The sequence below is a fragment of the Mangrovibacter yixingensis genome (genome assembly GCF_020523985.1).
Classification (GTDB): domain Bacteria; phylum Pseudomonadota; class Gammaproteobacteria; order Enterobacterales; family Enterobacteriaceae; genus Mangrovibacter; species Mangrovibacter yixingensis.
Map to the genome: position 1 here is coordinate 1,770,944 of NZ_JAIVKM010000001.1, position 25,128 is coordinate 1,796,071.

Sequence of the window (25,128 nt, forward strand, 5' to 3'; positions counted from 1 at the left end):
GTAGCCACAATAAACAGCGAAGATAATGGAGAATCAGCGGTAGTTGACTATCACCTGGTTAGCACGAACACGCATAACCGGGTAAAGAACACCCCGGCCATAAACACCCCAAACAAAATGAAAAGGTTGATTTGCGGGCTGACCCGCGAAAGCGCGCGTAACACCTTGCTGGCCGTCAACAATAACGCATTGGGTCTGTGTACACAGCTTAACTTCCAGCCGGTCCGGTGGGATTGAAAACAGACTATAGCGCCAATAAACCTGCGTGATAATACCGCTGACTTTTTGCGGTGGCAGTAAGGGTTTTGACGAAGCGACAACACCCCGGTGGCTTAATGCCGCCCCCGTCGCCTCCGCCTGCCAACTGCCTTCTCCCGCCGCCTGAACCAGCAGCGGGAAACACACCAGTGCGATAACAGCATGACGCACAGACATTATTTGCCACCAATAGTTGCAGTCATACGAATCTGGCGGTTATCTGACAGCTCCAGGTTGGACAGCACAACCAGGTCTGGTAAGCTGCGGCGCAGAAAACGCGCCAGCAATGGCCGTAAAGCATGGTTCACCAGCAATACCGGGGGTGCGCCAAGCATTTCCTGGCGTTGCAGAGCTTCACTGGATTGCTCGAGTAATCTGTCAGCCAGCCCCGGCTCCAGGCCCCCGCCACCTTGCAGTGCCTGGAGTAACAACCGTTCAAGCCCGGCATCAAGGCCAATTACATTCACTTCACCGGTACCTGGGAACCACTGTTGAGTAATCGCCCGGCCTAATGCGACACGCAATACTGTTGTCAGCTCTGCAGGGTCAGTTTGGATAGGTGCATGCTCGGCCAGCGTTTCCAGGATAGTGCGCATATCGCGAATGGGGACTTTTTCCGCCAGCAGGTTTTGCAATACTTTGTGCAACGTTGTCAGCGTGACAACCCCCGGCACCAGGTCTTCTGTCAGCTTCGGCATCTCCTGGTTAACCCGGTCCAGCAGTTGTTGGGCTTCCTGGCGACCAAACAGCTCTGTTGCGTAGAGGTTTATCAAGTGATTCAGGTGCGTAGCAACGACAGTGCTGGCTTCGACTACAGTGAAGCCCTGAATTTGCGCCTGCTCTTTGAGTGCGCTTTCAATCCAGACAGCTTCCAGGCCAAAAGCCGGGTCAATCGTTTTCTCTCCAGGTAAATTCCCCGCGGCGGTACCAGGGTTAATCGCCAGCCAGCGCCCCGGATAAGCATCGCCATTGCCAATTTCGACACCTTTCAACAAAATACGATAACGGGCCGGAGGGAGATCCATGTTATCCCGGATATGTACTACCGGTGGTAAAAAGCCGATTTCTTGGGCGAATTTCTTACGGATACTACGAATACGCCCCAGCAATTCACCATCCTGCTGCGAATCTACCATGGGAATCAGGCGGTATCCCACTTCCATCCCCAGAGTATCTTCCAGTTGCACATCACGCCAGGAGGCTTCCACCGCCTGGGGGTTTTCTGGGATAACAACAGGCTGTGGTGCCTGGGGTTCAGCCATTTGGCGTCCGCGCATCCACCAGGCCAGCGTGAGTAATGCTACGGTAAATAACAGGAATACAAAGTTAGGCATCCCAGGAACCATCCCCAGCAACCCAAGGACCCCGGCACACAACAACATCACACGCGGGTTGGCGAACAGTTGAGTTACCATCTGTTCGCCAACATCTTGTTCGGTACTTACACGGGTAACAATAACACCCGCGGCAGTAGAAATAACCAGTGAAGGGATCTGTGCGACCAGGCCATCACCAATGGTCAGCAACGTATAACTTTCAGCTGCATTGCCAACCGGCATGCCGTGCTGAACAACCCCAACTAACAACCCACCAATAATGTTGATAGCCATGATAAGCAGGCCAGCAACCGCATCACCGCGCACAAATTTACTGGCACCATCCATTGAACCGTAAAAATCAGCTTCCTGAGTGACTTCAGAACGGCGGCGTTTAGCTTCATCCTCACCAATTAACCCGGCATTAAGGTCAGCATCAATCGCCATTTGTTTACCCGGCATACCGTCCAGAACAAAGCGTGCACCCACTTCCGCAATACGTCCCGCACCTTTGGTTATAACCATGAAGTTGATGATAACCAGGATGATGAACACAACGATGCCAATCGCGAAGTTACCGCCAACCAGGAAGTGCCCGAATGCTTCAACGACTTTACCTGCCGCCGCCGCGCCGGTGTGCCCTTCCATCAAAATGATACGGGTTGATGCCACGTTCAGCGCCAGGCGCAACAATGTGGTGAAGAGCAAAATGGTGGGAAATGCGGCGAATTCCAGTGTCCGCTGGGTAAACATGGCTACCAGCAACACCATCACAGACAGCGCAATATTAAAAGTAAACAGTAAATCCAGTACAAACGCAGGTAACGGCAGTACCATCATGGACAAAATCAGCATGATAAGGACTGGTCCGGCGAGGACTTGCCATTGCCCGGCTTTCATATTTGCTGGCAGACGCAGCATTGCGACCAAATTAGCCATCAGTGTCGTTCTCGTTCAAAAAGTCCAGTGACGCTGGCACAGGGAGGTTATCAGGTTTTTTCGGCGCGACACCACCAGCCAAACGCCAGCGGCGAAGCTGCCATACCCAGGCCAGCACTTCTGCCACTGCGGCATAGAGTTGGCCTGGAATTTGTTGCCCTATTTCGGCATGGCGATACAACGCACGTGCCAGTGGTGGTGCTTCCAGCACCGGAATACGGTTTTCTGCGCCAATTTCACGAATACGCAATGCAACCAGCCCCGCACCTTTAGCCAGCACCCTGGGCGCACTCATCGTTGCTTCGTTATATTGTAGAGCGACAGAGTAGTGAGTCGGGTTAGTGACGATAACGTCGGCTTTTGGTACATCCGCCATCATGCGACGCCGGGCCATCGCCCGCTGTTGCTGGCGAATGCGGTTTTTAACATGCGGGTCGCCTTCCTGCTGTTTAAATTCATCCCGGATATCCTGGCGGGTCATTCGTAACTTTTTGAAGTAGCTGTACAGTTGGAAGAAAATATCGAATCCAACCATAGGGATCAGCCCGAGAATAACCAACAAGCAACAGGTTGCGACCATATTCAAGGCGGTCGCCATTGCATTAACGGGTGATTCGCTGATTAAGTGGAGCATATCCGGCCAGTTGTGCCACAGGTAAGCCCCAGTGACGATGGCAACACAACTCACTTTTAGCATCGCTTTCGTCAGTTCTGACAGCGCCTGCATCGAAAACATTCGCCCAAAACCGCTTATCGGGTTGAGCTTGTTCAATTTAAACTCGAGAGATTTGCCACTAAAGACCAGCCCACCGAGGAACATGGGTGCAGCAATTGCCACCACAATCAGGCCACCAATCAACGGCAGAATTGCCCACATTGCCGTTTCCAAAAGCCGCCCAACCTGGCGCACCAATGCTGCCGGGTCATTAATCATACGGTGGTCAAAGCGCAGCCCGTCAGAAAGCATTCCAGCCAACTGATGCGCCAAAGGCACACCGCCAAGCCAGATGATACTTATACCGGCAAGCACCATCAGCACCGAGGTCAGTTCACGGGAACGGGGAATTTGCCCCTCTTCGCGCGCTTTCTGGAGTCGGTGGGGTGTGGGGGCCTCTGTTTTTTCCTGGTCGCTATCTTCAGCCACAGGGAAACCTCTATGAACATAATGACCATTGCATCATGACAGAGGCACGCGCAGCTAATCCTGTAAGTAGCGCGTTAAAATAGGGTTTGTTTTGACGATTCAGGCATGTGGATTCACTGTTGCAAGCTTATACTCAGCAGGTGGGCAGGGAAATAATGCCCGGCGCAGGCCGGGCTAGTGTGGCCAGAAAGTCTCCCTGTTACCAGAGAGACCGGTCTGTTAAAAACCAAGGCTGTCCAGCAAATCGTCCACCTGGTCCTGGCTGGCGACCACACCGGCTGCTGTTGCATCCATTTGTGGCCCATTGAGCAAACCCTCATTTTCACGCTTCTGACGGGCAGCAGGTTCTGGCATGTTTTCCAGCAATACCATCAGTAACTGGCGTTCAATCTCCTGCACCACATCCATCATGCGCTTAATCACCTGCCCCGTTAGGTCCTGGAAGTCCTGGGCCATCATGATTTCAAGTAATTGCGCATTGGTGAACCCGGTATGCTCAGGCACATCAGCCAAAAACTTACGGGTATCGGTAACCAGCTCTTTCGCATCACCCAGTTCAATAGGATTTTCGAACCACTCATCCCAGCGTTTGGTCAAATCTTTGGCGTCAGACTCCATCTGCATTTGATGGGGCTGCGACGCTTCAACACAGTTTAATGCGCGTTCTGCTGCCTGAGCCGTCATGGTGACAACATAGTCGAGGCGGTCACGTGCATCAGGAATAGCTTCTGCAGCCTCTGCAATGGCTTGATCCAGCCCCAGTTCTCGCAGGCTGTCACGCAACATACGTGTCAGGCTGCCTATCCGGGAGATGATGTCCGATGCTTGTTGGTCATTTGAAGATGTCATCATCTCCTCCTTACATACCCAGTTTTTCGAAGATCTTGCTCAGTTTTTCTTCCAGTGTGGCCGCTGTAAATGGCTTCACAACGTAACCACTTGCCCCTGCCTGGGCCGCAGCAATAATATTTTCCTTTTTCGCTTCTGCCGTTACCATCAATACGGGCATGTTTGCCATCCCCGCATCAGCACGGATAGTTTTCAGCAACTCCAGTCCATCCATATTTGGCATATTCCAGTCGGAGATAACAAAGCCAAAGCCCCCCGTCTGCAGTTTATTCAGTGCATCTACGCCGTCTTCAGCTTCTTCAACGTTGTTAAAGCCAAGCTCTTTCAGCAAGTTGCGCACAATTCGACGCATGGTGGAAAAGTCATCCACGACAAGAAATTTAAGATCTTTATCGGCCATAAACTCTGAACTCCTCAATTAAATGCGTATTGCCTGTCCGGCACTGATTTTTGCCAGCATCTGCTGGCTGATTTGGCTTAAATCGACCACTTCGCTGACACCACCCATATTGATGGCCTCACGCGGCATGCCGAACACCACACAACTTGCTTCATTTTGTGCAATGGTCCAGGCTCCGGCCTGGTTCATTGCCAGCATCCCTGCCGCACCATCATTTCCCATGCCTGTCAGGATAACTCCCACAGCATTACGTCCAGCAAATTTCGCTACGGAGTGGAACAAGACATCCACTGCCGGGCGATGACGGTTCACAGGCGGGCCGTCATGAAGTCGAATTTGGTAGTTAGCACCACTTCGGGCAAGTTCCATATGTTTATCACCCGGAGCAATATAAGCATGTCCCGGTAGCACACGTTCACCGTCTTCAGCCTCTTTAACACTAATCTGGCAAATTTTATTAAGGCGTTCAGCAAATGAACGGGTAAATCCCGGTGGCATATGCTGCGTAATTAATATTGCCGGGCTGGTTAATGGCAATGGTTGCAACACATGACGAATAGCCTCTGTACCACCTGTTGATGCACCAATCACCAGCAATTTTTCTGAACTGAGTAACGGCCCAGATTTCAGAGCGGCCGGCGGTGTTGCAGCAGACGAACGTGCAGTCAGTTTTGCCCGCGCCGCAGTGCGAATTTTGTCGGCAATCATTTCGCTGTATGCCAACATACCTTCACGAATCCCCAACTGAGGCTTCGTGACAAAATCCACGGCACCCAGTTCTAGCGCACGCAGGGTTACTTCAGATCCACGGCTGGTCAGAGATGAAACCATCACCACTGGCATTGGCCGTAACCGCATTAACTTTTCCAGAAAATCAAGGCCGTCCATTCGCGGCATTTCCACGTCCAGCGTCAACACATCCGGGTCGAATTTCTTTATCAGGTCCCGGGCAACCAGAGGATCGGGGGCTGTGGCAACCATTTCCATATCGCTATGACGGTTGATTATCTCTGTCATGATTTGGCGCATCAGCGCAGAATCATCTACTGACAGTACTTTGATTTTCGTCATATTTTATCCTTACTTAGCCCATATACAGTCTGACCACGCAGCCAGAACTCACGGCTGATGTTACTAAAGTTCTCAGAATGTCCGGCAAACAACAGTCCCTGTGGTTTTAACAGTGGTACAAAACGCCCCAGGATCTCCTGCTGTGTATTTTTATCAAAATAAATCATCACATTACGGCAGAATATGGCATCAAATGGACCCGGAACCTGGTATTGCTTATCCAGCAGGTTCACAACATTAAACTCAATGTAATTCGCCAGTTCCTGGCGCACCCGGACCAGCCCCTGGTGTGGCCCGGTACCACGCATGAAATAGCGCTGTAACTGCTGTGGCGATAATGTCTTAAGCTCATCCAGCCGGTAGATTCCTTTACGCGCTTTTTGCAGCACTTCGGTATCTATATCACTGGCAAACACTTTCCAGCGGCCAGGGGTCTGGCCCAGTGCGTCCGCCAGCGTAATGGCAATGGAATAAGGTTCTTCACCTGTTGATGCGGCAGCACACCAAATCCGGTATTCACCAGTACGCTTCTTGGCATGGTCCGTCAGTATCGGGAAGTGGTGCCCTTCACGGAAAAAGGCCGTCAGGTTCGTGGTGAGCGAGTTAATAAACGCCTGCCATTCGGAGGTATTCTGATCCGCCTCAAGCATCCCCAGATACCGACCGAAGTCGTCAAGCCCCAGATCACGCAGACGCCGCACAAGGCGGTTATAAACCATGTCACGTTTGTGCTCTGCCAGCACGATACCTGCCCGCTGATAAATAAGCTGGCATATACGACGAAAATGCGCATCTGACAACGTCAAGCGTTGAGCCATCTGTATCAAGGGCGATGGTTGCCCCTTCGGCACAGGTGAGGTCATAGGGCCTTCTTCTATTATTATCAGGGTGAAACCGGCACCACAGTAAGTGCTAAGGTTCCTGACGGTTGCTCCGGTTCTGCATCCGCCAGTTGGAACACAGCCATCAGCGTATCCAGATTTTCCGCCTGCTGGCCAAGACTGCGGGTCAACATTGCGGAACTCTGCACTAACGCGGCGTTTTGCTGTGTCACGTTATCCATTTCGGTGACTGCCTGCGCCACCTGTTCAATACCACGCCGTTGTTCATCGGATGCAGAAGCGATTTCCCCCATGATGTCGTTCACCTGTTGAACCGAGTGAACAATATCAGTCATAGTGCCTGCTGCTGTATCCACCAAAGTGGAGCCGTACTGTACTCGCGCCACTGATTCTTCTATTAAAAGCTTAATCTCTTTTGCAGCCTGAGCACTGCGTTGTGCCAGGTTACGAACTTCACCCGCCACAACCGCGAAGCCTCGACCTTGCTCACCCGCTCTTGCTGCTTCAACTGCGGCATTTAATGCCAAAATGTTGGTCTGAAATGCAATGCCGTCAATCACACTGGTGATATCACCTATCTTCTGAGAGCTTTCGGCAATATCCTGCATCGTTTGGGCAACATGCGTTGCCTGGCCACCACCAAGGCGAGCGGTTTCTGCTGCCTTATTCGCCAACCCGGAAGCCTGCCGGGCATTGTCAGCGTTTTGCCCAACCGTCGCTGTCAGTTGTTCCATGCTCGCGGCCGTTTGAGCCAGCGCAGAAGCTTGTTGCTCGGTACGGGACGACAAATCATTATTCCCTGCCGCCATATTCTCAATAGCACCGCGCATGTCCCGGCTACCGGAAACCACCTGGTTCATGGTTATGCGCAACGCTTTCCTCATTGCATCCAGGCTATAAAAAATCTGCCCAATCTCGTTTCGGCTCGAAGTCGAAATGTCCTCACACAACTTGCCGTTGGCGATGGCATCGAAATGCCCTCGTAACACAATCAGCGGTGACACTAACTGGCTGCGTAACCAGTACAAAGCACCGACAACCAACAACACCGCTAACAAAGTCACCACACCAAACACCAATGCAGACAAGTGATAACTCTTTAATCCTGCGGCCTGAGTAGCTGAAAGATTTTTGTTAATCTCCTGCTGCCAGGCCATAAATTGTTTATCAAATGCCCCCTGGGCATCTGTGACCGGTGCAGTCAAAAAATCCGACAACTGGTTGTTCTCAAGCCAGGTAGCCTGGTGCGCCAGCGCATCACGCCATGTGATATAGCTCGTTTTAGTCTGCTTTGTCAGACTGGCTATATCGCCTGTGGACTTAACAGCCAGAAATCTGGCAAATACGGTGTCAGCTTTTTTTAATTGCTCCCGAGCTGACACCATCAAGCCTTTTATATCTTCCGGCGGGTAACTCAACGCCGTCAGCGTGCCTGCTTTACCTAACTCTGAACTGGCCTGCAGTAATGCTGACCGGGTTTGCGCAAGGGAGTCGCGCTGCCGGTTGTTATTTTCAACCGTAGTAAAATTCTGGTAATCCCCACGAAACGCCCAAAATGACAAACCATTACTACCAATCTGCAACACGCCACAGAGAATCAAAATCAAAAAAAACGTGGTCGATATACGAATATTACTTAACATTCACTCTCCCTTATCCGGCGAAAAGCGCCGGTATTAAACGCTAATTAATCAATCAAAAAGTTTCCCAGTTTTCATTGCTGACGTTATGTTCTTGCTTTTGTGGTAATAATGCCGCTGCCGTGCTGGCGACTGCTGCCGACGTGCTGGCCACACTTTTATTCGTGAGTGTTGTGGCTGCAAGGCGAAATGCCGCAACCGCCTGGGCCAACACACTCGCTTGTTCTTCAAGCGCACCTGCAGCCGCAGCCGATTCCTGCACCAGTGACGCATTCTGTTGCGTCACCCGGTCCATCTCAGATACAGCGAGAGCAACCTGATCGATACCACGGCTTTGCTCATCCGATGCCGAGGCTATTTCACCCATAATGTCGGTTACACGGGTTACTGCGCTGACAATTTCGCCCATAGTTTCACCTGCGCTTTCAACCAATACCGAGCCGGTATCAACACGGGAAACGGAATCATCAATCAGGGACTTAATTTCTTTAGCCGCCTGAGCACTACGTTGCGCCAGGTTACGAACCTCACCGGCAACCACTGCAAAACCACGGCCCTGCTCACCTGCCCGCGCGGCTTCAACTGCCGCATTCAACGCCAGAATATTTGTCTGGAACGCAATACCATCAATCACGCCGGTAATATCAGCAATCTTGCGTGAGCTGGTTGAAATGTCCTGCATGGTAGAAACCACGCTTGCCACTACCTTGCCGCCCTTTTGCGCAGTTTCTGACGCATTGAGGGCCAGATGAGATGCCTGGCGCGCATTTTCGGCGTTCTGTTTTACTGTTGCAGTCAGCTCTTCCATACTTGCAGCTGTCTGTTCAAGTGCTGAAGCCTGCTGTTCTGTGCGGGAAGACAAATCAGTGTTTCCGGCAGCAATTTCAGAGGTGCCAGCATGAATAGCATCAGACCCCTGGCGTACTGTGGTTACCGTACCAATCAGTTCCGTTTGCATATGCCGTACAGTATCGGCCAGCTGCGTTATCTCATTACGCCCATCCACAATGATTTGTGTAGTCAGATTCCCCTGAGCAATTTCGCGAATATGTTCAATTACCCGGCTCAGCGGCTGTAACAAAATTCTGCGCATGCCTAACCACACCATTACAGTGACTGCAACCAACAACACTGCCAGAGCGACCATTTGCCATTTTGCGAAGAAGTAGTTCGACTGCCCCTGCTCCCATGCGCTCTGATACAAGCGGTCATTCTCATCAATATAGTGGCGAAATGCTTTTTCCATCGCATTCTGGAATCCCTGGGTGGGTTGGGCAAAATAGGCTTCCATATGTCCATTTTGTAAATCATCCACCAATTCGGCCAGCGCCTGATGGTACTGGTGATATGTCTTATCCACGCCCGCAACCGCGTCATCCACATCGGGTGCGATACTGCCCACATTTTTAAATGCTGCGTAGTGCGCCTCCACTTGGGTTAGCGACTGCCTGGCACTTTCCAGCAACGCGTTTTTCGCACCGCTTTGTTGGTTATTGGGGTCCATCATCATGCGCGCAGACGAACGGCTCAGGTTGATGCGCGTTTGTAGCATCAACACCCATGCCTGGTTGAGTTCAGATTGCTGCTGGCGTAATGCCCGATAAGTTGCAAAATCATCCTGGTTATTTTTTAAAGCAGAAAAGAAAAAGCCACCGGAGATGAACTGCAAACAGGCAAATACGCCCAGAACAGCCATCAGCAAAGTGACAATACGCATCCGGTTAAACATAAAACACATACCCTTTTACATTCTTGTTAAGGGAGTTATCGGCAATGGCGACGGGAACTTTACGTTAGGGAACAGGGAAAAATGCGCTATCCATTTGTGCGAAAAAGGGCTTTGTGAACTTTTCTTAGCCTGGAGAACGCCCGGCCCAAAGCCAGCCATATCGAGAATTTTCTCCCTCACGCTTACAAAAAGAACAAAACGTAAAAATTTGTTGTATAAGTAAGCCTTATACTTCAAGTTATATCACTGAAGCAGCATGATTGATTATAAAAACACCAAGATATCAGCATGTTGTATTATTGTTAATTATGATGGGGTTAATTTCGTGGCAAGTAGTAACAAACTGACAATGTATATTGTCCTGTTTATGATTGCGGGCATTCTGTGTGGTGCGGCAGTTCATGAATACGCTTCAAAAGACAGCATCACCGCCTGGGCAACTAATATCACTCTGTTCACCGATATTTTTCTGCGCTTGATAAAAATGGTGATCGCACCACTGGTGTTCAGCACACTGACCGTTGGCATTATGCGTATGGGGGAAACCTCAACCATCAGCCGGGTGGGCAGCAAAGCAATGGTGTGGTTTATCTCCTCTTCCGTGTTATCCATTCTTGTCGGGTTGCTCGTAGTCACACTGGAACATCCTGGCCGTGGCCTTAACCTGACGGTACCTGCCGGCTCAGTAGAAACAGGCCTTGCAGTCAGTGGCATGAGCCTGAAAAACTTTATAGCTCACTCCATTCCTACCAGTATTGCCGATGCCATGTCCCATAACGAGATCCTACAAATTGTTGTGTTCTCGATGTTTTTTGGTATTGCCGGGGCATCATTGGGAGAGAAATTTAATGCACCTCTGGTTGCCGCGCTGGATGTGGTTTCGCACATCATGCTGAAAGTCACCGGCTATGTAATGCTGGTTGCCCCTCTGGCTATTTTTGCTGCTATTTCCAGTGTGGTAGCCACTCAGGGCCTTGGCATCCTGCTGAACTATGCATCTTTTATTGGCGGGTATTATGTTGCTATTTTGCTGACTTGCCTGGTGTTACTAAGCGTCGGTTATATGGTGCTGAAAAAATCCACCTTTACACTTCTGAGTATGCTGAAAGACCCGGTTCTGGTCGCTTTCACCACCAGCAGTTCCGAAGCAGCCTATCCCAAAACCCTTGATGTACTGACTCGCTTTGGTTGCTCACGCAGCATCGCTTCATTTGTTCTGCCTATTGGTTATTCATTTAACCTCGTCGGTTCTATGGTGTACTGCTCGTTCGCATCTATGTTTATTGCTCAGGCCTATAATATTCACCTCTCTTTTTCAGAAATTGTGGTTCTGATGCTAACCCTGATGCTGGCCTCAAAAGGGATTGCCGGTGTACCCCGTTCTGCGCTGGTTGTACTGGCGGCAACTATCCCCAGCTTTAATATTCCGGTCGCCGGTATTTTGCTGTTAATGGGGATTGATCATTTCCTTGATATGGGGCGCTCCGCCATCAACGTATTAGGGAATGGGATTGCGACTGCAATGCTTTCTAAAAACGAAGGTGAGCTGGATGCAGTGCCTGCCAGTACACCCGTCGAACAGGAAACACAGGTTGAAGCCTGATAACAAAACCTTATGACACAGGGCCGCATTGCGGCCCTTAACGGTTAGTGTTACACAGAATCTTGCTTTACCTGCACCACACATCAGCGCCCTGAAATCTGCAACCAGAACGTTGAACCTATGCAGTTATAAATAAAAACCCCCCGGGCTTTAAGCGCGGAGGGCTTTATGGACAACCTTACTCAGGGCGTTATCAGGCAACCCGCGCGGCAGCGTTATCCAGCAGCGCCATTTCTTCGCTGTTAAGCAGTTTTTCGATATTCACCAGAATCAGCATACGCTCGCCTACTGCGCCCAGCCCGGTGAGATATTCGGTTGATAAAGTCACCGCGAATTCAGGTGCCGGGCGAATTTGGTCTGATGTCAGTGACAGCACATCAGAAACACCATCCACCACAATACCTACCACGCGTTGCCCCAGTGTCAGAACAATAACAACGGTGTTTTCGTTGTAAACAACGTCGGATTTGGCAAATTTAATCCTCAGGTCAACGATAGGGACAATCACACCGCGCAGGTTGGTTACCCCTTTAATGAACGGTGGTGTATTCGCGATACGGGTCACCTGGTCATAACCACGGATTTCCTGCACCTTCAGAATATCAATGCCGTACTCTTCATCACCTAAAGTGAAGACCAGGAATTCCTGCCCCGAAGGTTCGCCATCCAGGTTTGTGACATTATTAATTTCGGCCATGTTGGTACCTTTCTCTAAGCCAGTGGAAATCAGGCGGCAGTTTGCGCCACACGTTGTTCACGGTTTAAACCTTGCAGCGCTGATACATCGACAATCAACGCTACGCTGCCATCGCCAAGAATTGTGGCTGCGGAAATTCCAGGAACCTTACGGTAATTACTTTCAAGGTTTTTCACCACAACCTGGTGCTGACCAATCAGTTGATCTACCAACAAGGCATAACGGCGACCACCACTTTGCAGGATGACAACAATGCCTTCTGTTGCTTCCATTTTTGCGCCATTAACTTCAAAAATTTTCCACAATTCAACCAGCGGTAAATATTCACCACGTACTTCCAGTACCCGCTCACCACCGGCAAGTGGGTAAAGGTCTTCTTCTCTCGGCTGGAGGGACTCCATCACCGCATTCAGCGGCAGAATAAAGACCTCACCACTCACCTTAACGGACATACCATCGAGAATAGCCAGTGTCAGTGGCAGCAAAATGCGAATTGTTGTGCCTGAACCCTGTTTTGACGCAATCTCAACATGACCACCCATTTCCTGGATATTCCGTTTCACTACGTCCATCCCCACACCACGCCCAGACACATCAGTGACCTGCTCAGCAGTGGAGAATCCGGGGGCAAAGATAAGCATGCCCACTTCTTCATCACTCATATTATCGTTAACAGGTAATCCGGAAGAAGCGGCCTTAGCCAGGATACGTTCACGGTTAAGACCCGCGCCATCATCAGTGACTTCAATGCAGATATTGCCTCCCTGATGTTCAGCAGATAACAGCAAGTTACCCATTACTGGTTTCCCGGCAGCCACGCGTTTGTCCGGTGACTCAATACCGTGGTCAAGACTGTTACGCACCAGGTGCGTTAATGGGTCGATAATACGTTCAATCAGGCTCTTATCGAGCTCAGTAGAGCTACCAGAAAGTGTCAGCTCCACTTGCTTACCAAGCTTGCCCGCCAAGTCACGAACCAGACGTGGGAAGCGGCTAAACACATATTCCATCGGCATCATACGGATGGACATGACTGATTCCTGCAAGTCGCGCGCATTACGTTGTAACTGGCTCATGCTGGTTATCAAATCACCATGAATAACGGGATCAAGTTCGTTCGAGCGCTGCGCCAACATTGATTGTGTGATAACCAGTTCACCCACAAGGTTGATGAGCTGGTCCACTTTTTCTACCGCCACACGAATACTGCTGTTCTCACCGCGTGCGGCAGGTTTTGCACCAGAATCCGCTTTTGCCGGTGCGCGAGCTGCCGGGGCTTTCGGCGCTTCTACCGGTTTAGCAACTGGCGCAGCAGGTGCTGGTGCTGGTGCCGGCTCCGACACAGCAGTGTCTTGTACATCGGCTGTATCTGAGCCAGAAGAAGCTTCCACTTTAATCTGGTCTGTATCAATGACAAAACAGAGCACGGCGACGATGTCATCTTCACTGGCCGTAGTATCAAGAACCACATTCAGGACATCACCTTGCTGTTCACTGTGAACTACCGTTCCCAGATTGCCCAGCTCTTCAAGCAACAACTCATGTTCTTTTTCTTTCAGTTTACTCAGAACAATGTGAAGGCCTGCAGGTTTAGTGTGTGCGGCTGGCGCACTCTCACTCTGCGGCTCAGAAGCGGGTTCGGCCTGGCTCACGGCTGGAGCTGACTGACCTTTGGCTTCCAGCGCTAACTGGCGTAATGCCTGGCAGATATATTCGAACGCAGCGGCATCAGGCTCCTGAGAACTTTTATAAGCGTCAAGCTGTTCCTGCATAATATCTTTGGTTTCCAAAAACAGGTTGATGATATCGGTGGAGAGTTGCATCTCTCCACGTCTCGCGTCGTCCAGCAGGTTTTCCATTAAGTGGGTCGTTTCCTGCAGGATTTTGAAGCCAAATGTTCCCGCCCCCCCTTTAATAGAATGCGCTGCCCTGAATATGGCATTGAGTTGTTCGGAATCTGGTTCCTCCGGCGACAACCCCAATAAATGCTGCTCCATATCCGCCAGTAACTCATCGGCTTCATCGAAGAATGTTTGATAAAAATCGCTGATATCCATACTCACGCTATCACCTCGTACCTGATTGTGGTGGTATTGAGTTCGCTGCAGGAACCGCTGTTGTTGGGCCAGTTGGCGCCGGAGCCTCTGCCGGTATCGGGGCTTGCCCCGAAGCCACAGGTTGCGTTGCCGCTCCTTGTGGCGAAGTGTTCCCCTGCATGCCTGGTGGCGTTACAGGTGTTGCTTCACCCGGTGTTGTTGGCGCAGCATTTTGCGATGCCGGGCCAGCCTCTGGCGTTGCCTGTTCCTGTGGCGGCGTTTCCTGCTCTTTCAGAACACTTACTGGCGCACTCTGGCTCTCAGCGTTCTCATGAAGAATCGACTGTTCAGTCTGCTTATTAAGAACTAACAGGCTGATTCGACGATTCATTGCATCCCCCGCGGTACTGCCAGGCAAACGCATTGTTGCGGCCATCCCCACCACACGTAAAACCTTACCTTCGTCCAGACCCCCTACAACCAATTCACGCCGTGATGCATTGGCGCGGTCGGCAGAAAGCTCCCAGTTACTGTATCCCCGTTCACCCTGAGCATACGGAATATCATCGGTGTGCCCGGAAATACTGATTTTGTTCGGGATTGAATTCAGAATTGGAGCAATGCCACGTAGAATGTCACGCATGTAAGGCTCCACTTCTGCACTACCCCGTTTAAACATCGGCCGGTTCTGGCTGTCGATAATCTGAATTCGTAATCCTTCCTGCACGAGGTCAATCTTCAGATGTGGGCGCATCGCCTTCAGTTTTGGGTCAGCATCAATCAGCTGGTCCAAATCGCCTTTCAGTTTCAAAAGACGGCTGCGTTCCATCTTCTTTTTCAGTTCGTCGATGTTTGGTTCTTTTTTTACTTCACCCTGTTTTTGGGTGATGTCATCACCACCGCCCGGAATTGGGCTGGAGCTGTCAGCAATACGTTGACCGCCCGTAATTGCCTGTGCCAGTGGTGTTCTAAAATATTCGGCAATTTGTGTTAGTTCTTTAGGGCTGGATATTGATATCAGCCACATAACCAGAAAAAATGCCATCATGGCGGTCATGAAGTCGGCGTAAGCAATCTTCCAGGAGCCGTGAGAACCTTCATGACCTTTATGTTTTCGTTTTTTAACGATAACAATGGGATGCTTATCATGCTTCATGCGTCTTCAGTCGCTTTTTGTTGGTTAGGTGAACGCACTGCACGCATATGTTCATCCAGTTCAACAAAGGATGGCCGCTCAGTGGAATAGAGTGTTTTACGCCCAAATTCCACCGCAATAGGCGGCGCGTAGCCATTGAGGCTGGATAACAATGTCACTTTTACGCATTGCAGCATTTTTGTTGTTTCCGCACTGCGCTGGCGCAACACACTCGCTAGTGGCGAGATAAATCCATATGCCAGCAAAATCCCAAGAAACGTACCTACCATTGCGTGAGCTATCAAAGCCCCAAGTTCCGCTGCAGGCCGGTCAGCTGAGGCCAGAGCATGCACCACCCCCATGACCGCTGCGACGATACCAAACGCTGGGAAAGAGTCGCCCATTGCAGCAATACTGCCTGCCGGAACTTCGCTTTCTTGCTCATGCGTTTCGATTTCCTCATCCATCAATGCTTCAATTTCAAAGGTATTCATGTTGCCGCTGATAATCAGCCGGAGGTAATCGACAATGAAATCTAACATGACGTGATCGGCGAGAATCCGCGGATAACTGGCAAAAATTTCGCTCTCTTTAGGGCTTTCAATATCGCGCTCCAGCGAAAACATGCCTTGCTGGCGCGATTTCGCCATCAGCCGGTACAACAGTGCCAGCAAATCCATATACATGCTTTTGGTGTATTTAGAACGACTGAACAGGAGCGGCAGTGCCTTTAGAGTGCCTTTAATTGCTTTGCCGTTGTTGCCGACAATGAATGCGCCGACCCCCGCCCCACCGATGATGATAAACTCAGAGGGCTGGTACAGTGCGCCGAGGTGCCCACCCGTCATGGCGTATCCCCCAAAGACGGTTGCAAGCACAACAATATAACCGAGTATAATTAGCACGACATCACCTTTCCGCTGTGTTAAAAGTCAAGGATAACAGTAGGTTGCTCTGTATTCAGGGTAAAAAAAAGCAGCGGCACTTTCGTGTCCGCTGCTGGATTTATGAGCCTGTTCCGCTACACAGCCTGTCCGATCTGTTCATCCAGCAGTTGTGGAATAATATCGGCAGCATTTTCAGAAAGTTTACGCCTTTTTACTGCTCTGGAAGGCGGTTGGCAAAGGCTGCACACAAAGCTGCCCACTGGCTGATGCGCATGGGTAATAAACTTACCTTTGCAGCAATTACAATGGGATAGCTCCAGCATACCGCTTTCAACAAACCGAACTAAAGTCCACGCTCGGGTTAATGCAAGTAATGGGCCATTGTCATCCTGAGGACATTGCTCCAGGTACAAACGATAAGCCTTAATCACTGCATCCACACCGTTGCATAATCCCGTTTTCAGCAAATACTGCCATGCGTTACAAAACATAGACGCATGAATGTTTTGCTCCCAGGTCATAAACCAGTCGGTGGAGAAAGGAAGCATCCCTTTGGGAGGGGGGCTACCACGCAACTCTTTGTACAACTTGATAAGGCGGCCCCGGCTCAGGCTCGTTTCACTTTCCAGCATTTGAAGGCGCGCGCCGAGCGTAATAAGCTCCATAGCCAACTGAATTTCACGCGCTTCCTGGACAATACTTTTATCACCCATAATCAGGCCCTTTTTTTACGGGCTCCGTCTTCACCGGAGGCCTCACTCAGTAAACGGCTCGAAAGCAAAATCCCCGTATGGACTTGTTGTAAGTCATCCACACGTGAGTCCTGGGTAAGACGCGTAATTGTGTTGTGATCGCTGAAGCGGAACTGGCACACAACCTGGTTGGTTTCAGCCAGTTTGACCATTTGCGGTAATGTCAGCTCTCCCAGTGTCTGGGCCATTTCCTCGGTTACACCGAGACGGAACATTGCAGAGGCTTTGTCCTGGGCTATCAAACGCTGAGCAAGCAGCAGATAGGATAAGTTGATATCGTAGATATGTTTCAGCAACTCGGATGTATGCATTTTTCCCATCCCGAATAACCAATTATTATGTTATGCGGTAAATCCGCACCCCGTGATGTCGCCGGGTAAACCCCGGAAAAATAAAAAAAATATAAAAGGCTAAAATGCATTTATTGAATCAGGTTCTGACACCGCATTCCCAGGTTTGAAACACCTGCCTTGCAGATTGCGGTTCAGCCATCTCAGTTCGCTCCGAAAAGAACTAAGAATTTTCCTAATCCAAGGAAACTGTACTCGCCAGAGTCCAATCGCACAATCTGGCTTGAGGCTACTTTTGAAAAAAATGTGACGCACATCACATTTTTTATCTTAATCTTTACAATAAATCAATCAGCATCACTTTTATATTGCTTAATAAATGAGCAAATATTTTTTTCACCTCACGCAGTTCTACAAATACCCATTCACAGTTTTGTGTCATGCTTCATAAAAAATTAATTAAACAAACACCTACAATTAATGCTTAGCATGCATATTTTTTCGCATAAAATCAAAGTCAAATAAAATAAATAATCAATATAATCAATTCATTGCAAAGAAAATCATAAAACTATTCGCAAAAGAAATGCATTCTCATTTATCTATTACGAGAAGGAATGTAACCGTTTAATACCGTTTTTTTGTAAATCTTTTTATGCAGAGAAACAAAAGTAATCCCATAAGAAACGTTAATGTTTACACAATAAATTCACTTTTTGCGTTGCTTGCGCAACTGAAAATTCGAATTGAAAAATGTTATCAGCCAGGCTTTCAGACGTAACCGTTTGCGTACAACACCCAATAAAACAACCTGCAGCCGGGCAGAACCACAGAGAAATGCGCCAGCAGTAGCCGCAGGAGCATTAACATATCGTTTTTCTATAACCCATAAGCTCTGACGCCCAAAAGGGGAAAACCAGTGAAATGTGGTAAGAAGAATTCACTCAGGAAAAATATTTAATGCGGGGAATATGTACCCAATAGTGTAGCAACGTGAAACAGCCATCCCTGGCTGCGTGGTAAATTAGCTAAGACGTTGAATCGCCATGGATGCAGGGGTTACATCCATTTGAGCGCTACGCGTCTTTACTTGCTTTAAATCTCGAATAAAGGCCTCCTGCCAGGCGTTAATATCCTGATGACGTAATACCGCCATCATTTCACTGTGCCGGGCAATTCGCTCCTCTTTGGGCATAATTAGTGCCCGGTGTAACGCGTTGGCAACATCATCGCGGTCATAAGGGTTAACCAAAACAGCGGCGGAGAGTTCATTAGCCGCACCAGCAAATTGTGACAAAACTAATACACCAGGGTCGCGTGGGTCCTGAGCAGCCACATACTCCTTGGCAACAAGGTTCATGCCGTCACGCAACGGTGTGACCAGGCCAACATTGGTGTGACGAAATACTTTGAGTAGCACTTTGCGGTCGAAATGTTGGTTAAGATAATAGAGCGGCGTCCAGCCAAGTTGACCAAATTTCCCATTGATTCGGCCCGCTTCTGTTTCCAGTTGATGGCGAATATCCTGGTAAGCCTGTACATCGCCACGAGATGTTGGCGCTATTTGCGTATAGCGAATTTTGCCAATATGTTCCGGGTATTTTTCTAATAAGGTTTCAAACGCAAGGAAGCGTTCTGGCAGCCCTTTAGAATAATCCAGACGCTCCACAGAAAAGATATTCTGTACCCTACCCAATTCAGCTTTAAGCTGTGCCAGCTTCGCGGGTAACGCTCCTTTGGCCTGTTCAACCACATCTTCTGTTTCTATGCCTATCGGGTAGACATGGGTCTGGAATGATTTGCCATCTGCCATGTGGTGTCCATCCATATAGGTTGTCACCTGGGTTTGTAAACCAAGGCTGTCAATAAATGCCTGTCGGTCTCCTTCTGTCTGGAACCCCAGCAAGTCATAATCTGTCATTTGTTCCAGCAATGTTTTACATGGCGGCAGCGCCGTAAATATTTCAGGCGTTGGGAAAGGGATATGCAAGAAGAAACCAATACGGTTATTGACCCCTAACCGACGCAGTTCGCTTGCCAGGGGAAGCAGATGGTAATCATGGATCCAGATAATATCACCACGTTGAATAAGTGGTGCCAGTTGCTTTGCCATAGCAGCATTCACACGCAGGTAACCTTCCCAGGCTTCACGGGTAAAATCAACTAAATCCAGCCGGTAGTGAAAAGCAGGCCAGAGTACCCCGTTAGAAAACTGGCAGTAATATTGTTCATAATCTTCTTCGCTAAGATTGAAGGTTGCCCATTGAATGTTGCCCTGGCTAATCTTCTTTAGCGGGTCATCAATCTCCCCTGTTTCACCGCTCCAGCCAAACCATACCCCACCTGAATTTTTCAATGCCCCAAGGATACCGACAGCAAGACCACCTGCGCCATTTTTCGTCCCGTTGGGCAAAGCGACCCTGTTAGAGACTACGACCAAACGACTCATAATCAGCCCTCCTCGAAGTTATTGCTCGTTGTTGTTCAAAATAAGCGACCTGGCCTGATAACCACGCCCAAACAGCGGGAACATCTTCTAACCGCCAGCGTGCACAGGTTGCTTCCTGACCAACTTTAATGCTGACACCATGATACTGATTGACTGCATCAAACCCGGCTTCATCCGTTAAATCGTCACCCAAAAAAACCGGGATCCGCCCTGAAAAAGGTGGTTCAGCCATAAACTGGTGAATGGCCTCTCCTTTGTTAACACCACCTGGTTTAATTTCAACCACACATTTCCCTTGTTGCAATGTCAAATCAGGATACTGCCCGGCGATTTTTCGTGCGCAATCCTCTACCAGGGTTGCACTGCCTGGTGCATGCCGGTAGTGCAGCGCGAAAGCCATTGGTTTTTCCTCAATTTGCACACCTTCAATATTCCCCAACACGGCCTGCAGCTGCTGGCGTATCGTGTCCATCTGTTTTTTGGGAAGAGAAAGTGTGAATTGTTGGCCATTGATATCACGACGTTCCGCACCGTGAACCCCTGCGAGCGGGTATTGTTCGGGTTGAATAAACTTGTCCAGCTCGTTGATTGAGCGCCCTGAAATCAATGCCAGTGCACCATGGCTTAGCTCAGCCAGTTTGCATATATGGTGCTGCACGTTATCCGGAAGAGAAACTTGATTGGGATGAGGTTTCAGTTTAGCCAGCGTGCCATCGAAATCGAAGAAAAATGCATACTGGCCGGTCAGTAATGGCGGTTTATTTAATGCAGCTTCCACCCTCTGCCCTCCTTTTAGCTGTTAGTACCTTTTATATTCCTGGCTGCGATTCATGCTTTTGAAACACACCCGCAGACTGGATTATTATTGGTATGAAATTTATGCGTATTTATCACCTTTATAAATGATTAACCATGTAAGTATAGCCAGCATTATGAGAAATGCCACCGAGTAAGCTGCCGCACCCCTCGATGGCAGTGATAACCTAAGTCAGATAAAACCCGCAACCAGAGCGGAAATTGCAATACATCCCATCAGCAGAACAAACAGGTGGCTTTTCCCCTGGCGCCAGCGAGACATGGCAGGAACGGTGTAGAGAGCATAGACAGGCATAATAAATAAGATTGCGGCTATAACAGGCCCACCCAGTGACTCAATAATACCTAAAATCCCTGGATTCAGCGTTGCCACCAACCATACAGAGCCAAAGAAAAATAGCACAATCCCACGCCTGGCCGCTGTTTGATTTATCCTCACACCTCGCAGTTGAGCCAGTTTAACAATAACCCCATGCAACCCTTCGCGCGCACCCAAATAATGCCCAAAAAACGAGCTGGAAATGGCCAGAATAGCAACCAAAGGACCAAAGAATGAAATCAATGGATTATCAAACTTATTGGCCAGGTAACTCAGCATAGATATGTTTTGCGCTTTAGCTGCTGCCAGGTCATCGGGCGTTACGCTCAGTACGCAACTGAAGACAAATAACATGACAAATAACAGCAAAATACCTGATGTATTACGCAATATACGGCTGGCCTGTTCATCTGAGGTGTCTGGATATACCTTCCCCACAGCCTGCGAAAAAGATGAAATAGCAGGTGAATGATTAAATGCGAACACCAGCACCGGGATTGTCAGCCACAACGTCACTGAGAAATCCTGTAGTGCGGGCACCTCTTTAATAGCAGCCAGGTTCCAGTGCGGGATCAGATACAGCGAAAGGAATATAAGAATGGCAACCAACGGGTAAACAAGCCATGTGGTAATGCGCAGCATACGCTGCTCATCAAGTAGCATCACCGACATCAGCAGCCCGACTAACACAAATGACAGCAATGCTCTGGGTAATGAAGCCATACCTAGCTGGTTCACAATGAGCGAATCAACGGTGTTAGTGATACCTACTCCATAAATAAGCAAAATCGGATAAATAGCAAAGAAATAGAGCACTGTAATTAAAATACCGGCGCGTTGACCAAAGTGAGCTTCGACTACTTGCGTAATATCAAGGCCTTTCGTCTCAGAAGATAAGACAAACCGGGCGAGCCCACGGTGGGCAAGCCAGGTCATGGGCCCCACCAGCAATGCAATCACAACTAACGGCCAGAAACCTCCCATACCGGCATTGATAGGGAGAAACAGTACGCCAGCCCCAACAGCGGTACCAAAAAGACTTAACGTCCAGGTGCGGGAAAACTGGTGTTGAGGGGGTTCTACTGAGGGGGGTGACTGATATTCCAGTTCCTGTGTCATTGAAATATATCTCCATATAAAAAATTACATGTGGGAATTTATTTCAATAATTAGAATTTAAACGTGATAATTAACCAAATTTAGAGCAATAGGGCGTCATATCACCTATAAAAAATGCCAGCTGTTGAGCTGGCGTTGAGTCTGATGACAAACCTCATGCCCGCACAGAACCAAAGGGTGCCACCCAATAAAAAACCCGGAAAATCAATTCATTGATTTTCGCCCGCTGACTAAAAAGAAGGAAAAACCACGCTTTTTCCTTCTTTTTCATCAACCTGAACGCCAACTGTTGAGCTGGCGTTCATCCTCGCAATGAGTGCTACTCAGGCTGTGCGTTGAGCTTTCTGTTTGTAACGGTCAAAAATAACCGCAGCAAGCAGGATCAAACCTCGTACCACATACTGTGCAAATGGGGAGATATTCAACAGGTTCATGGCATTTTCCACTGTACCCAGGATCAACACCCCCGCCACCACAAATGAAATTTTACCAATCCCACCTTTTAGTGAAACCCCACCAAGGACACAGGCCGAAATAACAATTAATTCATAACCAATTGAGGTCATTGGCTGCCCGCTGGTCATGCGTGATGCCAGAATGATACCTGCCGCCGCCGAAACCAGGCCGGACAATACAAAGATAATAATCTTGGTACGCACCACAGGGACACCAGCAAGACGAGCGGCATCTTCGTTGCCACCAATAGCCAGCGTGTTGCGCCCGAAAGTGGTTTTGTTTAATAAAAAACCGAACAACACAAAACAGGCAATCGTTATCCAGATAGGTGCCGGGATCCCCAGCCAGTTCGCGTAACCCAGTTCGAAGAACCGCTCATCTTCAATCCCAACGGCTTTACCATCAGAAATAATATAGGCAAGTCCACGAACAATTTGCATGGTGGCAAGCGTGGTGATCAAGGCATTGATCTTCAGCCTGGCAATAACAAAACCATTCACGAAGCCACTGGCAGCGCCCAGTAACAACCCGGCAAAAACCCCTATCCACAGGCTTTCTGTCAGGTTAATCACCACAGCGGTGGTTACCCCGGCACAGGCAATAACCGAAGCAACGGATAAGTCAAAATCACCTGAAGCCAGGCAAAACAGCATACCGCAGGCCACCATACCGGACATCGATACAGCGAGCCCAAGGCCTTTCATATTGATAAAAGAGGCAAAATTAGGCACAAAGATAGCACATGCCAGAAACAGCACGGCAAACACCACCAGCATTCCATACTGGTCCCAAATACGGGAAACTGAAAACCCGGTGCGACCGGATCCTGATGTAGTTAATGAAGACATAAACAAACTCCTCAATTAGGCAACGGCCTGGCTGGCTTTCGGCATAGCAAGGCTCAGCGCCTGCTTTTCCGTCGCCTCATCATGTGTTAACTCACCCGCAATCTCGCCTTCACACATCACGATAATGCGGTCTGCAACGCCCAGAACTTCAGGCAGGTCACTCGATGCAAACAATACCGCCACTCCCTGAGAAGCCAGGGTATAGATAACGTTGTAGATTTCATGTTTTGCGCCAACATCAATCCCGCGGGTGGGTTCATCAAGCAGGATCACTTTCATCTCTTCAGACAACCAGCGGCCGAGGATGGCCTTTTGCTGATTCCCGCCAGAAAGATTCATGATCAGTTGATCAGCACCAGGGGTTTTAATATTGAGCGCGCGAATATGGTGACCTGCGTTTTCACTTTCCCAGAGTTTATTGATAAGGCAGCCAATACTGATATGCTTGCGCCGTGCACTGATATTGATGTTCTCCTGCACCGAATGCACAGCGATAATGCCGTCTGCTTTGCGGTCTTCAGGGCACAACATCATGCCTGCTTTTATAGCATCTGAAGGCTCACGAATCGTGACCGGGTTGCCGTCAATCAACACTTCCCCGCCAGTAATTCGTGTACCACCAAACAGCCCTTTCATCAGTTCGCTGCGCCCCGCGCCTACCAGGCCAAACAAACCAACGATTTCGCCACTTTTCACCGTTAAATCGACCGGTTTGCGTACCCCCGGCGCTTTAACATTATTCAGAGCCAGGCGAACCTCACCATAAGGCCTTGGTTTCCAGCCATAGATATCGCCAATATCACGGCCAACCATCGCCTGTACCAGTGCGTCATGGTCGACCTTCTCCATATCATCGAAGGTGCAGACATACCGCCCATCTTTAAACACAGTGATGGCGTCACTCAGGGCAAAAATCTCTTCCATGCGGTGGGAAACATACAAAATGACCCGGCCTTCTTCACGCAGCTCACGAATGACCCGAAACAGGTTTTCGATTTCGCGTGCAGACAATGAACTGGTAGGTTCATCAAAAGCAATAACCCGGGCATTGCGAGCCAGCGCTTTAGCGATTTCCACCATTTGCCACTGGCCTATCGATAAATATTTCAACGGCGTTTCAGGGTCGATATCCAGACCGAGATGTTCCAGTTGTAAACGTGCTTCGTAGTTAAGCAGCGACCGGTTTACAAAGCCGCCTTTGTGCGGAATCTGGCCAAGGTAAATATTCTCAGCCACACTCATTTCCGGCACTAAATGGAGTTCCTGGTATATGATGGCGACACCGGCATCTAGTGCGGCGACCGTATTGGCAAAGGAAACTTCCTGGCCTTTTAAGGTAATAGAGCCCGTTGTTGGCGCATAATTACCACTCAAGATTTTTAATAATGTGGATTTACCTGCGCCGTTCTCCCCCATCAGCGCGTGCACCTGGCCGCTGTAGCAGTCAAAGCTGATATCCTGCAGCGCTTTCACGCCCGGAAATGTTTTTCCAATACCACGGAACGAGAGATACGGTGTTTGTTGTTGCATATA

Annotated in this window: 21 protein-coding genes; 1 reads left to right on the forward strand and 20 read right to left on the reverse strand. The window is 49.3% G+C overall.

What is annotated here, in order from left to right:
* Positions 1-33: 33 nt before the first annotated feature.
* The 9 genes from flhE to LC084_RS08245 all read right to left on the reverse strand — a co-directional run bounded on the left by flhE (position 34) and on the right by LC084_RS08245 (position 10,188).
* Positions 34-435, reverse strand: coding sequence for a flagellar protein FlhE (flhE, locus tag LC084_RS08205; RefSeq protein ID WP_226570680.1), 402 nt, complete (start codon positions 433-435; stop codon positions 34-36).
* Complete coding sequence (gene flhA / locus LC084_RS08210) at positions 435-2,513, reverse strand: flagellar biosynthesis protein FlhA (protein ID WP_226570681.1); 2,079 nt, start codon at positions 2,511-2,513, stop codon at positions 435-437. Before flhA ends, flhE begins: the two co-directional genes overlap by 1 nt.
* Positions 2,506-3,657, reverse strand: a complete 1,152-nt coding sequence (gene flhB / locus LC084_RS08215) for a flagellar biosynthesis protein FlhB (RefSeq protein ID WP_226570682.1) — start codon at positions 3,655-3,657, stop codon at positions 2,506-2,508. The genes flhA and flhB overlap by 8 nt, the downstream gene beginning before the upstream one ends.
* 219 nt (positions 3,658-3,876) lie before the next feature.
* A complete protein-coding gene (gene cheZ, locus LC084_RS08220; RefSeq protein WP_226570683.1) occupies positions 3,877-4,509 on the reverse strand; it encodes a protein phosphatase CheZ in 633 nt (210 codons plus the stop codon).
* A 7-nt stretch (positions 4,510-4,516) separates the two neighbouring features.
* Complete coding sequence (gene cheY, locus LC084_RS08225; protein ID WP_064594221.1) at positions 4,517-4,906, reverse strand: chemotaxis response regulator CheY; 390 nt, start codon at positions 4,904-4,906, stop codon at positions 4,517-4,519.
* 18 nt (positions 4,907-4,924) lie between these two features.
* Complete coding sequence (locus LC084_RS08230; RefSeq protein WP_226570684.1) at positions 4,925-5,977, reverse strand: protein-glutamate methylesterase/protein-glutamine glutaminase; 1,053 nt, start codon at positions 5,975-5,977, stop codon at positions 4,925-4,927.
* Positions 5,974-6,840 (reverse strand): protein-glutamate O-methyltransferase CheR, encoded by an 867-nt coding sequence (cheR, locus tag LC084_RS08235; RefSeq protein WP_226570685.1) that lies wholly within the window; start codon positions 6,838-6,840, stop codon positions 5,974-5,976. Before cheR ends, LC084_RS08230 begins: the two co-directional genes overlap by 4 nt.
* Positions 6,841-6,860: 20 nt before the next feature.
* Entirely contained in the window at positions 6,861-8,462 is a 1,602-nt protein-coding gene (locus LC084_RS08240; protein ID WP_226570686.1) for a methyl-accepting chemotaxis protein, read from the reverse strand.
* A 52-nt stretch (positions 8,463-8,514) separates the two neighbouring features.
* Positions 8,515-10,188, reverse strand: coding sequence for a methyl-accepting chemotaxis protein (locus tag LC084_RS08245; protein ID WP_226570687.1), 1,674 nt, complete (start codon positions 10,186-10,188; stop codon positions 8,515-8,517).
* Between the two features lie 325 nt (positions 10,189-10,513).
* On the opposite strand from LC084_RS08245, the gene LC084_RS08250 reads away from it, so the two are divergent.
* Positions 10,514-11,791 (forward strand): dicarboxylate/amino acid:cation symporter, encoded by a 1,278-nt coding sequence (locus tag LC084_RS08250; protein WP_226570688.1) that lies wholly within the window; start codon positions 10,514-10,516, stop codon positions 11,789-11,791.
* A gap of 193 nt (positions 11,792-11,984) precedes the next feature.
* Here LC084_RS08250 and cheW read toward each other — a convergent pair whose 3' ends face one another.
* From cheW to araG, 11 genes are all read right to left on the reverse strand, one after another.
* A complete protein-coding gene (gene cheW / locus LC084_RS08255) occupies positions 11,985-12,488 on the reverse strand; it encodes a chemotaxis protein CheW (protein ID WP_226570689.1) in 504 nt (167 codons plus the stop codon).
* A gap of 29 nt (positions 12,489-12,517) precedes the next feature.
* Positions 12,518-14,545 carry a chemotaxis protein CheA gene (cheA, locus tag LC084_RS08260; RefSeq protein WP_226571179.1) on the reverse strand — a complete coding sequence of 676 codons (2,028 nt, stop codon included), beginning with the start codon at positions 14,543-14,545 and terminating at the stop codon, positions 12,518-12,520.
* A gap of 10 nt (positions 14,546-14,555) precedes the next feature.
* Positions 14,556-15,680: a flagellar motor protein MotB gene (gene motB / locus LC084_RS08265; protein WP_404808340.1), complete on the reverse strand. Its 1,125-nt coding sequence runs from the start codon at positions 15,678-15,680 to the stop codon at positions 14,556-14,558.
* Positions 15,677-16,564 (reverse strand): flagellar motor stator protein MotA, encoded by an 888-nt coding sequence (motA, locus tag LC084_RS08270; RefSeq protein ID WP_226570690.1) that lies wholly within the window; start codon positions 16,562-16,564, stop codon positions 15,677-15,679. The genes motB and motA overlap by 4 nt, the downstream gene beginning before the upstream one ends.
* Positions 16,565-16,680: 116 nt before the next feature.
* The gene (flhC, locus tag LC084_RS08275) at positions 16,681-17,265 is read right to left on the reverse strand and encodes a flagellar transcriptional regulator FlhC (protein WP_226571180.1); all 585 of its coding nucleotides are present in this window, start codon (positions 17,263-17,265) and stop codon (positions 16,681-16,683) included.
* A complete protein-coding gene (gene flhD / locus LC084_RS08280; RefSeq protein ID WP_226570691.1) occupies positions 17,262-17,609 on the reverse strand; it encodes a flagellar transcriptional regulator FlhD in 348 nt (115 codons plus the stop codon). Before flhD ends, flhC begins: the two co-directional genes overlap by 4 nt.
* Positions 17,610-18,612: 1,003 nt before the next feature.
* Complete coding sequence (gene otsA, locus LC084_RS08285) at positions 18,613-20,037, reverse strand: alpha,alpha-trehalose-phosphate synthase (protein ID WP_226570692.1); 1,425 nt, start codon at positions 20,035-20,037, stop codon at positions 18,613-18,615.
* Complete coding sequence (gene otsB / locus LC084_RS08290) at positions 20,012-20,815, reverse strand: trehalose-phosphatase (protein WP_226570693.1); 804 nt, start codon at positions 20,813-20,815, stop codon at positions 20,012-20,014. The genes otsA and otsB overlap by 26 nt, the downstream gene beginning before the upstream one ends.
* Positions 20,816-21,025: 210 nt before the next feature.
* Positions 21,026-22,291, reverse strand: coding sequence for an SLC5/6 family protein (locus tag LC084_RS08295; protein ID WP_226570694.1), 1,266 nt, complete (start codon positions 22,289-22,291; stop codon positions 21,026-21,028).
* 323 nt (positions 22,292-22,614) lie between these two features.
* Positions 22,615-23,595 (reverse strand): L-arabinose ABC transporter permease AraH, encoded by a 981-nt coding sequence (gene araH / locus LC084_RS08300; RefSeq protein WP_226570695.1) that lies wholly within the window; start codon positions 23,593-23,595, stop codon positions 22,615-22,617.
* A gap of 15 nt (positions 23,596-23,610) precedes the next feature.
* Positions 23,611-25,125 carry an L-arabinose ABC transporter ATP-binding protein AraG gene (araG, locus tag LC084_RS08305; RefSeq protein ID WP_226570696.1) on the reverse strand — a complete coding sequence of 505 codons (1,515 nt, stop codon included), beginning with the start codon at positions 25,123-25,125 and terminating at the stop codon, positions 23,611-23,613.
* Between the last annotated feature and the right edge of the window lie 3 nt (positions 25,126-25,128).

Bases quoted from the DNA above. Each gene is read 5' to 3' on its own strand.
- flhE (WP_226570680.1), bottom strand. From the start codon at position 435: ATGTCTGTGCGTCATGCTGTTATCGCACTGGTGTGTTTCCCGCTGCTG.
- flhA (WP_226570681.1), bottom strand. From the start codon at position 2,513: ATGGCTAATTTGGTCGCAATGCTGCGTCTGCCAGCAAATATGAAAGCC.
- cheZ (WP_226570683.1), bottom strand. From the start codon at position 4,509: ATGATGACATCTTCAAATGACCAACAAGCATCGGACATCATCTCCCGG.
- cheY (WP_064594221.1), bottom strand. From the start codon at position 4,906: ATGGCCGATAAAGATCTTAAATTTCTTGTCGTGGATGACTTTTCCACC.
- LC084_RS08230 (WP_226570684.1), bottom strand. From the start codon at position 5,977: ATGACGAAAATCAAAGTACTGTCAGTAGATGATTCTGCGCTGATGCGC.
- cheR (WP_226570685.1), bottom strand. From the start codon at position 6,840: ATGACCTCACCTGTGCCGAAGGGGCAACCATCGCCCTTGATACAGATG.
- LC084_RS08240 (WP_226570686.1), bottom strand. From the start codon at position 8,462: ATGTTAAGTAATATTCGTATATCGACCACGTTTTTTTTGATTTTGATT.
- LC084_RS08245 (WP_226570687.1), bottom strand. From the start codon at position 10,188: ATGTTTAACCGGATGCGTATTGTCACTTTGCTGATGGCTGTTCTGGGC.
- cheW (WP_226570689.1), bottom strand. From the start codon at position 12,488: ATGGCCGAAATTAATAATGTCACAAACCTGGATGGCGAACCTTCGGGG.
- cheA (WP_226571179.1), bottom strand. From the start codon at position 14,545: ATGGATATCAGCGATTTTTATCAAACATTCTTCGATGAAGCCGATGAG.
- motB (WP_404808340.1), bottom strand. From the start codon at position 15,680: ATGAAGCATGATAAGCATCCCATTGTTATCGTTAAAAAACGAAAACAT.
- flhD (WP_226570691.1), bottom strand. From the start codon at position 17,609: ATGCATACATCCGAGTTGCTGAAACATATCTACGATATCAACTTATCC.
- otsA (WP_226570692.1), bottom strand. From the start codon at position 20,037: ATGAGTCGTTTGGTCGTAGTCTCTAACAGGGTCGCTTTGCCCAACGGG.
- LC084_RS08295 (WP_226570694.1), bottom strand. From the start codon at position 22,291: ATGACACAGGAACTGGAATATCAGTCACCCCCCTCAGTAGAACCCCCT.
- araH (WP_226570695.1), bottom strand. From the start codon at position 23,595: ATGTCTTCATTAACTACATCAGGATCCGGTCGCACCGGGTTTTCAGTT.
- araG (WP_226570696.1), bottom strand. From the start codon at position 25,125: ATGCAACAACAAACACCGTATCTCTCGTTCCGTGGTATTGGAAAAACA.